Source organism: Rhodococcus sp. IEGM 1351 (assembly GCF_030056875.1).
GTDB classification, from domain to species: domain Bacteria; phylum Actinomycetota; class Actinomycetes; order Mycobacteriales; family Mycobacteriaceae; genus Rhodococcus_F; species Rhodococcus_F opacus.
Genome location: NZ_JASHKU010000041.1, coordinates 41042 through 50750, shown reverse-complemented (window position 1 = coordinate 50750; position 9709 = coordinate 41042). Strand labels below are relative to the sequence as shown.

Genomic DNA, 9709 nt, shown 5'->3' with positions numbered 1-9709 from the left:
TACCACGCGTCACATTATGTCCCACACATCACTTCATCCACATGAGACACGCTCTAATGGCCGAGGATCTTGATCCCGACCACGAGAACGCCCACACCGACCAATCCTGTTACGGTGAACAGCTGTTGCCACCAACGTAATTGGGCCATTCGCACGGCGAGTAGAGCAATTACGCCAAGTTCGACGACGAGGATCCACATCGCGATCCACATCGCTGTGGATGTGCTCAGTAGTCCGACGGCGGCTGCGACCAATGCCAGCAGGGGCAAGACCGCGGCCTCCACGATCTGGCCGGAAGCCTGGAGCATCCGCAGCGCTGCCCGTCCGCGCGGAGCACGGTGGTACGCGCCGAGGTGTGCTACCCAGTCGGCCAGCAGGCTCGCTGCCCAGAGCCCGCCGGTTGCCACCGCGACATCGAGGACCCGCGCCCATGGGCTCGTCTCGGGAGCCGTATAGCGGACGAGGACGGCGAGCGTCGCCAAACACGTCATCGCGCCGTACACACGCTCCCGCAGGAGCGCGACGACATGCGCCACGGGAATCTCTTCCCGATTCGTCTCGCTGGCCCCGCCAGTCACTTCAGTCACCACGCGAATCGGTTGGAATCTGTCTTGTCCGAGCAATCGTTGCACCGATCCCATTCCAGCCATTCGTATCCCGTCGACAAACCGTCTGCCCGTAGCGGTCGAGGGCCTCCTCCACTACCGCGTGAAAGAGCTCCTCCTCGGCCCGGAAGTGGTTCGCGCCGTGCGCGGTTCCAGGCGCTTCGGTGGCTCGGGGACCTGCTCGATCATGCCTGCGCGCTCATCTCCTGATCCGCCTGACCTCGCCCCACCCTAGCGCCCGTCATCAATATTGACGAATTCCTCAAATACTCTTGACTGACGATATGGTCGTAAGTGACGATATCGTCATAAATCGAAGGGAGTGGTCAATGAGTGTCCACCATGACCCGCATACCGGTCTGCACAGTGAGCAGGGCGCCCTGGCGGGCGAACACCGGGGGCGGGCCGCCGAGCCGATCATCAAGGTGCATGACCTCGCGTGGCTGGAGTTCGAGAAGCCCGACCTCGAGCGGGCGGAGGCGTTCGCCCATGCCTTCGGTTTTACGACGGCGCTCCGCACCGCACACGAACTGCAGTTGCGCGGTACAGACCCCGGCTCGCCCTGCGTGCTCATCCGCCGAGGCCCGCGGTCGCGGTTCGTCGGTCCAGCCTTCCGGGCAGCCGACTCGACCGACGTGCTGCGATTGGCGGACGCGGTCGGAGGTGCGGTCGTGCCCCTCCCCGAGAGCCTGGGCGGGATCACGGTCGATCTCACAGATCCCAGCGCTTTGGGAGTCCGCGTCGTGTCCGACACGTTCGAGTTGCCGGCGCTGTCCGATCAGGCCCCGCTCCCACTGAATTTCGGACACGACCGCGAGCGGGTGAACGCCCCTCAGCGGCCACCCCGCACGCCGGCCGCCGTGCAACGGCTCGGTCACGTCGTGCTCCAGACGACGACGTACCTCGAAACACTCAACTGGTACCTCGAGCACCTCGGACTGATCGTCAGCGACTTCCTGTACTACCCCGGTCAACGGGCCCGGGGCCCGATCATGAGCTTCATCCGCTGCGACCGGGGCGCCACGCCCACCGACCATCACACGCTCGCGATGGTTCTCGGCCCGGCCAACCGCTATGTGCATTCGGCATATCAGGTCGCCGACCTCGACTGCCTCGCCGCTGGTGGCGAATACCTGCTCGACCGGGGCTACCGCCGGTCCTGGGGCATCGGCCGGCACATTCAGGGCAGCCAAATCTTCGACTACTGGCGAGACCCTGACGGATTCATGGTCGAGCACTTCAGCGACGGCGATCTTTTCGACAGCACACTCGACGCGGGCTGGGCACCGATGACCGCGTCCGGACTGGCCCAGTGGGGGCCGCCCGCCACCAAAGACTTCCTCGGATTGAACCCCGGTCGGGAATCACTCCAGGAATTGCGCGCCATTGTCAACGCGCTGCGCGCCGACAACGAATTCGACCTCCACCGCCTCCGCGGCCTTCTGAAAGTTGCCAGCTCATGACCATCTCCGTCCTCCGCACCGTCGACGCCTGGTGGGTCGTCACACCCACGGGTGCCGCACGGGTAGACACCGAGGCCACCACCACCGCCCAACTGCTCGCCGACCGGCCGGCCGTCGAGGCAGCGGCGTCCAGCGAGGGCACCGTGGCCGTCGAGACTCTCTCGTTGCTCTCCCCGGTCACCGCCCCCTGCCGGGTGGTCGCACAGATGACGAACTTCGCATCGCACGTCGAGGACGCCGGGATGAACCCCGACACCATTCCGTTGACCTTCTTTCGAAAGTCCTCCGGGTCGATCAGCGGCCCCAATGACGACGTGATCCGTCCTGCCCATGTCCGACTGCTGGACTACGAGGTGGAGATCGGGCTCGTCCTCGCCCGCGACATCCCGGTCGGGACGGCGATCACGGCAGACACTCTCGCCGATTACGTTGCCGGGCTGGTCGTCACCAACGACATCTCCGCGCGCGACATTCAGCTTCCGAAAACGCAGTTCTACGAAGGCAAGTCATACCCGACGTTCACCCCGGTCGGCCCCGCCCTCGTCCTGCTGGACGGCGACGAGCTGAAGCGGTTCACCGACCTGCGCCTGCGGCTCTGGGTCAACGGTGAGCCGCGCCAGAACATGACTGTTGCCGATATGATCTACCAGCCGACCGAGACTCTGCAGGCGCTGACCCGGTTCCAACGCCTCGATGCCGGGGACTTACTGCTGACCGGAACACCGGTCGGGACGGCACTGAGCGCGCCACCGAAGCCGATCGCAATCCTCTCCTCCCTGCTGCCGCCGGCAGTCAAATGGAAGCTCTTCTTCGCGGGCCAGGCCAAGAACTCGAACTATTTGCAGGACGGCGACCTCATCGAAGCCACCGTCTTCACGGACGACGGGACCATCGACTTGGGGCGCCAGCGCACGGTGGTGAGGTACGCGCGATGACCACCGACCTGCTGTGGCCGCGTTACGCGGTTCCCACAGATCTGACGACGATCGAGGCCGTGCCGCTGCGCGATCGGGGGCTTCCGGAGTCCACCTATGCGTTGCTCACCCGAGCGGCCCGCATGTGGCCGGATCGCCTCGCGCTCACCGTCCTACCGGACGGTGCACGGTGGCGGGAGCCGGTGCAGCGTAGTTTCTCCGAACTACTCGACGATGTTCATCGTTACGCGAACCTGCTCCATCGTCTGGGCGTACGGCGCCGGGACGCGGTCGCCGTGATGGCGCCCAACTGCGCCGAGTTGATCCCCGCGACTCTCGCCGCACAGCTTGCCGGCATCGCTGCTCCCATCAACGCCGCGCAGTCGCAGCAGCACATCGCTGAATTGCTGCGCCGCTCAGGTGCCCGGGTACTCGTCGCGGCAGGACCGGAACTCGCGCCCGAGACATGGGAGGCCGCGCACCGGATTGCCGTGAGCGGGACGGTGGACGCCGTGCTGGTCTTGCGGCCCACCGGCGCAGCCGGCGCTCCTGCGGACCTGCCCGAGGTCGACGGAGTGCGGATCGGCTATCTCAGTGCGCTGGCGGCCGATATCGATTCCTCCGACTTCGTCGGTGATCCCCCCCGTGGGTTCGACGTGGCCGCACTGTTTCACACCGGTGGTACCACCGGTGTTCCGAAGCTGGCCGCCCACACCCACGACAACGAGGTCGCCGATGCCTGGATGCTGGCCGCGAACTCGTCGTGGGACTCGGACTCCGTCGTTTTCGCCGCCCTGCCGCTGTTCCATGTCAATGCCTTGATGGTCACGCTGCTGGCGCCGCTGTTCAAGGGCCAGGGTGTGGTGTGGGCCGGCCCGCTCGGCTATCGCGACCCGGACTTGTCCAGCGAATTCTGGAAGATCGTCGAGCACTACCGCATCGCGTCGATGAGCGCGGTGCCCACCGTATACGCGGCCCTCGCGCAGCGCCCGGTCGATGCCGACATCAGTAGTCTGCGATTCGCCATGGTGGGAGCATCGCCTCTACCGACCGCGCTCATCGAAAAGTTCCAGGACCACACGAGTGTGCCCCTCCTCGAAGGCTACGGACTGACGGAGGCAACCTGCGCGACTGCACGCAGCTTCACCGACGCGCCACGTCCTGGCTCGGTCGGGGTACGGATGCCCTATCAGCAGGTCAAAGTGGTACGCGTCCGCGAAGACGGCACCTGGGAAGACCTGCCCACCGGAGCGACCGGAGTGCTGGCGATCAGCGGTCCGACGGTGTTCGCCGGTTATGTTTCCGGCCACGACGAACACGGACCCGTTCTCGACGGCATGGGCAAACTGGTCGACGGCTGGCTCGACACCGGCGACCTGGCGCGCGTCGACAGCGACGGTTTCATCTACCTGGTCGGACGCGCGAAGGACGTTATCATCCGGGGCGGGCACAACATCGATCCAGCGGTCATCGAAGACGCTCTTCTGACCCATCCGCAGGTCACCGCAGTCAGCGCGGTGGGACGCCCCGATGCCCATGCCGGCGAAGTGCCCGTTGCCTACGTCACCGTTGTCGCTGACGCCGGTATCACCGCTCACGAGCTACAAGCCTGGGCGGGCGAGCGCGTCCCCGAACGGGCCGCGGCACCCAAGGCGGTCACCATCCTCCCCGCGTTGCCCGTCACGGCGGTAGGCAAGCTCTACAAGCTCGCACTGCGCGCCGACGCGACACGGCGCGAACTCGAGCATGCCCTCGCCGCCGTCGCAGGCATCGACAGCATCCATGCGTCCGTCGAGGACGGTTCGATTCTCGCCACTGTCGAGATCGATGGATCTGTCGGCGAACCGACGGTCAAGGCGATCCTGGACCGATACGCGATCAATTGGAAGGTCACGGTGCGCACATGACCACCGCATCACTAGTTCTGGCACTCTGCCTCGCAGTCTTCTACCTCCTGCTCGGCGTCGGCAAGATAGCGGCGACCTCGCCGATGCGGGAACGAGCAGCCCACGTCGGTATGCCCGTCAGCACGTATCGGGGTATCGGTGCGCTCGAGGTCGCCGGTGCCGTCGGTCTCGTGATCGGCGGACTCGTGCCGGCGCTCGGCGCCGCAGCCGGCATCGGGCTGCTGCTCCTGATGGTGGGCGCCGTCGTCACACACGTACGGAACGGTGACGGATTGCGAGAGATGGCGCCCGCCATCGTCGTCGGCGTAGCTATCGTGGCCTACCTCGTAGTCCTGTTCGGATCGATCCGATGAGCGAACGGGTCGTCCCGGTCGTCATCGTCGGTGCCGGGCCTACCGGACTGACCGCCGCCACGCTGCTGGCCCAGTACGGTGTCGAGTGCCTGATACTCGAGCGCTGGGAGGGCGTCTATGCGCAGCCGCGGGCGGTCCACCTCGACGGTGAGATCCACCGGATCGTGGCGCACCTCGGGATCGCCGAAGAGTTCGCGACGATCTCCCGGCCGTGCCTCGGGTTGCGGCTTCTCGACCGGAACATGCGCGTTCTCACCGAGTTTCACCGAGACCCTGGCCCGGGCGTACACGGCTACCCCGAGGCCAATATGTTCGACCAGCCGCAGTTCGAGGAGATCCTGCGCGCCAACCTGAAACGGCACCCGAAGGCCTCCCTGCGCGGCAACGTAGCGGTCACCGGGCTGACCGACGACACGCCCGGCACCATTCGCGTCGACTTCACCGACCGAAGCACCGGTATGCAGGAATCGGTGCAGGCCAGATATGTCCTCGGCTGCGACGGCGCCAACAGTCTGGTCAGAGACCAGATTCAGGCAACGATGCGGGACCTGAAGTTCGACCAACGCTGGCTGGTTGTCGACGTCGCGACCACCGCCGACCTCAGCGAGTGGGAGGGCGCCCACCAGGTGTGCGACCCCGTGCGCGCGGCAACATACATGCGGATCGGACACACGCGCTACCGCTGGGAGTTCCGGCTCGAACCCGGCGAGACCGCCGACGACTATCGCGACATGGCTCGACTGCAACCCCTCATCTCGCCGTGGACACGGAAAACACCGGTCGACGACCTGACGCTTGTCCGCGTGGCCGAGTACACCTTTCGAGCCCAAATCGCGGACCGATGGCGCGACCGGCGCGTGTTCCTTCTCGGCGACGCCGCCCATCTCACACCGCCGTTCATCGGACAGGGGATGGGGGCTGGGATCCGCGACGCGATGAACCTCGCATGGAAACTTGCCGGCGTCCTCACCGGGGATCTGCCGGACAGCGCACTCGACACCTACGAGATCGAACGCAAACCCCACGCGCTCGCACTGATCCGGCGCGCCAAGCTCGTCGGGATGGCCATGACCGAAGGCGGCGAACTCGGTAACCTCATCCGTCGCATCGTCCTACCGCTGCTGCACCGTATCCCGGGCCTCGGCGACAAGATCATGGACGGCGAGACCCCGGCCCTTCACCGCTCCACGCTGATAGAACGACCTCGACTACGCAGAAGCCGAGCGGGCCGCCTGATCCCGAATCCGGACCTCGGCCAGGGTCGCCGATTCGCCGAGGTCGTCGCAGGCCGGTTCGCGGTTGTCACCTCCCTCTCCCCGACCCCGACACAACGCACCGACATCGAACAACGCGGCGGCACAGTCCTGCTGGCTCGACCCGGCACCGATCTGCACCACTGGCTACACCGCGCCCGCGCCCGCGCCGCCGTCATCCGGCCCGACGGCACCGTCCTGAGTAGCGGCAACGACCTGTCTGCCGTCTGCACCACCCTCCCCCGCTTCCCCACCGACCACGTGCCGACGTTCCTCACCCAGTGACCCGCCCCGGCGGGCGCGAGCACGCGATATTCGCTCGTCCGGCGCACCATTCGACATCGAAAATCGCTGCGTACCAGTCGAAGTGATTCGCGTCATAAAATACCCGCCCGTAACCTACGGGACCGTAACTTACGGTACCGTAGGTGCATGGCGATATCGGACATCAAGGAGTACGCGCACCTGACGGACGCCGACGTCGAGGCCATCGGCCGCGACCTGGATGCGATCCGACGGGACATCGAGGAATCCCGCGGGGCACGCGACGCCCTGTACCTCCGCAACACCATCCGGCTGCAACGCGGACTGGAACTCGGCGGCCGGGCGGTGCTCTTCGGCTCCCGCAAGCGTTCGCTGTGGGTGCTGGGCACCGGGATGCTCTCGTTGTCGAAGATCATCGAGAACATGGAGCTCGGGCACAACGTGATGCACGGGCAGTGGGACTGGATGAACGACCCCGAAGTGCACTCCGTGAACTGGGAATGGGACAACGCCGATCCGTCGGCGCACTGGAAGATCACCCACAACTACGCGCACCACAAATACACCAACGTCCTCGGGATGGACGACGACGTGGGATTCGGCCTGCTCCGCGTCACCCGTGACCAGCGCTGGAAGCCGTTCTACCTCGGCAACCTCGCCTACAATGCGATCCTCGCGGCGCTGTTCCAGTACGGCCTCGCCATCCAACTGCTCGAGCTCGGCAAAGTGACCCGGGGCCGGGACGACCGTGAACTCACCAGGAAGCGCGGCAAGGAAGTGCTCGCCAAGCTCGGCAGGCAGACCCTCAAGGACTACGTCGTATACCCGGCACTGACGGGCAAGGCATGGAAGTCCACGGCCAAGGCGAACGCGACCGCCAACCTCGTCCGCAACCTGTGGACCAACGCCGTGATCTTCTGCGGTCACTTCCCGGACGGCGCCGAGAAATTCACCAAGACGGACGTCGACAACGAGACGCACGCCCAGTGGTACCTGCGGCAGATGCTCGGCTCCGCGAACATCTCGGGCGGCCCCGTCATGGACTTCATGACCGGCAACTTGAGCTATCAGATCGAGCACCACGTCTTCCCGGACCTGCCGTCCAACCGCTACCACGAGATCTCGATCCGCGTGAAGCAGCTGTGCGAGAAGTACGACCTGCCGTACACGACCGGCCCGCTCGCAGTGCAGTACTGGAAGTCGTGGCGCACCATCGCGAAGCTCTCGCTTCCCGACAAGTACCTCACGGACACCCGCGACGCAGCACCCGAAACCGCGTCCGAAGCCGGGTTCGGCGGTCCCCCCGCCACCGATCCACTCACCGGCCGCCGGATCGGCCTGGCGACGACGATCGAGAAGAAGCGCAAACGCGGTGTCGTCCGCCGAATCCTCGGAATGCGCTGACCAACTCCGGGGGCAATGTGCTGCATCCCGACTCATCGAACACCTGCCACTGAGTACTGACATAGAACACGTGTCAGATCTATCCCCCGCGACACCTCCCGCTGTAGCATTCGGGGATGAGTCGAGTAGGTAGCTACAGTGACGATGACGTGGCCGGTTGGCTGTCGATCTCACCCGAGCTGGGTGGTGCACTCGGGGCATTCACGGACGCCGTGTACAACCGGAACCGGTTACCGTTACGGGTCCGGGAGATCGCGCGAATGGCCGTCGCGGAGGCGAACGAGTGTGCCGTGTGCCTCGGCACCCGCGACAGGAGTGGCGCCGATGCGGGGATCGACGAGCACTTCTACGATCACGTTCTCGAGTGGGAGTCGTGGCCGGGGTACAGCGCCGAGGAGCGGACGGCGGCCGAGTTCGCCCACCGGTTCGCCACCGATCACACCGCGCTCCGCGACGACGAGGACTTCTGGGCGCGGTGTCACGAGCATTTCTCCGACGAGATCCTGACCGACCTGGCGCTGTCGTGCGCGTTGTGGCTGGGGACGGGCCGGGTGCTGCGGGTGCTCGACATCGGTCAGACGTGCAAGCTCACGCTCTGAGCGCTCCGATTCTCATTCCCACTCCCGTTGTGGGAGGACGTCCTCCATGAACCTGCGCAGCGCGGGGTTCCGGTTGTCCGAACGCCAGGCGGCGTTCATCTGGACGGGCCGGTCGCGGACGGCGGAGACGGGGCGGAACACGACCCCTTCCGGGTGCATCGTCTGCGCGGATTCGGGGACGAGGGCCATGCCCAGCCCGGACCGGACGAGCACCAGCATGGTGTGCACCTGCGTGACGTACTGGACGTAGCGCGGGGAGGCACCGACGATCGTGAACGTGCTGATGAGCAGTTCGTGGAAGTACCGGGCATCGACGGGCGAATACATGACGACGGGCTGATCGTCGAAATCCTCCACCGCCAGCTGCTCGGCGTCGGCGAGGGGGTGACCGGCCGGCAGCGCGGCGACGAGCCGCTCGTGATGGATGGGGCGCGTGTCGATGCCGGGGCGGGTGAGGATGGGGCGGATCAGCCCGAGGTCCAGTTCACCACTGATCAACGATTCGATCTGCACGGAGGTGACCATCTCCCGCAGAACGACTTTCACATCCGGCAGTCGGTCGCGGGCCGCCTCGAGCAACCTCGGCAGCACCGCGTGCGCGGACGCGCCGGTGAACCCGACGACGACGGTGCCGAGGTCGCCGGCCGGCACGCGCCGCACCGTCAGGGCGGCACTCTCCGACAGACTCAGGATGCGCCGGGCGTCGGGCAGGAACGCCGTACCGGCGGCGGTGAGGGTGACGGATCGGCTGGTGCGGTCGATCAACTGCACGCCGAGTTCGCTTTCGAGCTGCTGGATCTGACGGCTCAGCGGCGGCTGCGTCATGTGCAGGCGCTCCGCGGCGCGACCGAAATGCAGTTCCTCCGCGACGGCGATGAAACACGACAGCCGCGCGAGGGAGAACATTCGATCCACTCCTTTGCCTCGGGGTGGACTCAATGTATCCC

9 protein-coding genes are annotated in these 9709 nt (G+C 65.9%); 7 read left to right on the top strand and 2 right to left on the bottom strand.

Annotated elements, in window-relative coordinates; genetic code table 11:
* Positions 1–53: 53 nt before the first annotated feature.
* Positions 54–641: a hypothetical protein gene (locus QM806_RS38270; RefSeq protein WP_065488444.1), complete on the bottom strand. Its 588-nt coding sequence runs from the start codon at positions 639–641 to the stop codon at positions 54–56.
* 293 nt (positions 642–934) lie between these two features.
* Between QM806_RS38270 and QM806_RS38265 the strand changes: the two genes are divergently transcribed.
* The 7 genes from QM806_RS38265 (at position 935) to QM806_RS38235 (ending at position 8762) form a co-directional block, all read left to right on the top strand.
* Positions 935–2068 carry a VOC family protein gene (locus QM806_RS38265; protein WP_120660010.1) on the top strand — a complete coding sequence of 378 codons (1134 nt, stop codon included), beginning with the start codon at positions 935–937 and terminating at the stop codon, positions 2066–2068.
* Positions 2065–3003, top strand: a complete 939-nt coding sequence (locus QM806_RS38260) for a fumarylacetoacetate hydrolase family protein (protein WP_167116692.1) — start codon at positions 2065–2067, stop codon at positions 3001–3003. The genes QM806_RS38265 and QM806_RS38260 overlap by 4 nt, the downstream gene beginning before the upstream one ends.
* Positions 3000–4889 (top strand): acyl-CoA synthetase, encoded by a 1890-nt coding sequence (locus QM806_RS38255; RefSeq protein ID WP_005567255.1) that lies wholly within the window; start codon positions 3000–3002, stop codon positions 4887–4889. The genes QM806_RS38260 and QM806_RS38255 overlap by 4 nt, the downstream gene beginning before the upstream one ends.
* Positions 4886–5242 (top strand): DoxX family protein, encoded by a 357-nt coding sequence (locus QM806_RS38250; RefSeq protein ID WP_005567253.1) that lies wholly within the window; start codon positions 4886–4888, stop codon positions 5240–5242. Before QM806_RS38255 ends, QM806_RS38250 begins: the two co-directional genes overlap by 4 nt.
* Positions 5239–6780 (top strand): bifunctional 3-(3-hydroxy-phenyl)propionate/3-hydroxycinnamic acid hydroxylase MhpA, encoded by a 1542-nt coding sequence (gene mhpA, locus QM806_RS38245; protein WP_167116695.1) that lies wholly within the window; start codon positions 5239–5241, stop codon positions 6778–6780. The genes QM806_RS38250 and mhpA overlap by 4 nt, the downstream gene beginning before the upstream one ends.
* Positions 6781–6927: 147 nt before the next feature.
* A complete protein-coding gene (locus QM806_RS38240; protein WP_167116698.1) occupies positions 6928–8163 on the top strand; it encodes a fatty acid desaturase family protein in 1236 nt (411 codons plus the stop codon).
* 116 nt (positions 8164–8279) lie between these two features.
* Entirely contained in the window at positions 8280–8762 is a 483-nt protein-coding gene (locus QM806_RS38235) for a carboxymuconolactone decarboxylase family protein (protein ID WP_005567250.1), read from the top strand.
* Between the two features lie 12 nt (positions 8763–8774).
* Here the strand turns inward: QM806_RS38235 and QM806_RS38230 are convergent, their stop codons facing one another.
* A complete protein-coding gene (locus QM806_RS38230; protein ID WP_005257699.1) occupies positions 8775–9668 on the bottom strand; it encodes a LysR family transcriptional regulator in 894 nt (297 codons plus the stop codon).
* Positions 9669–9709: the final 41 nt, after the last annotated feature.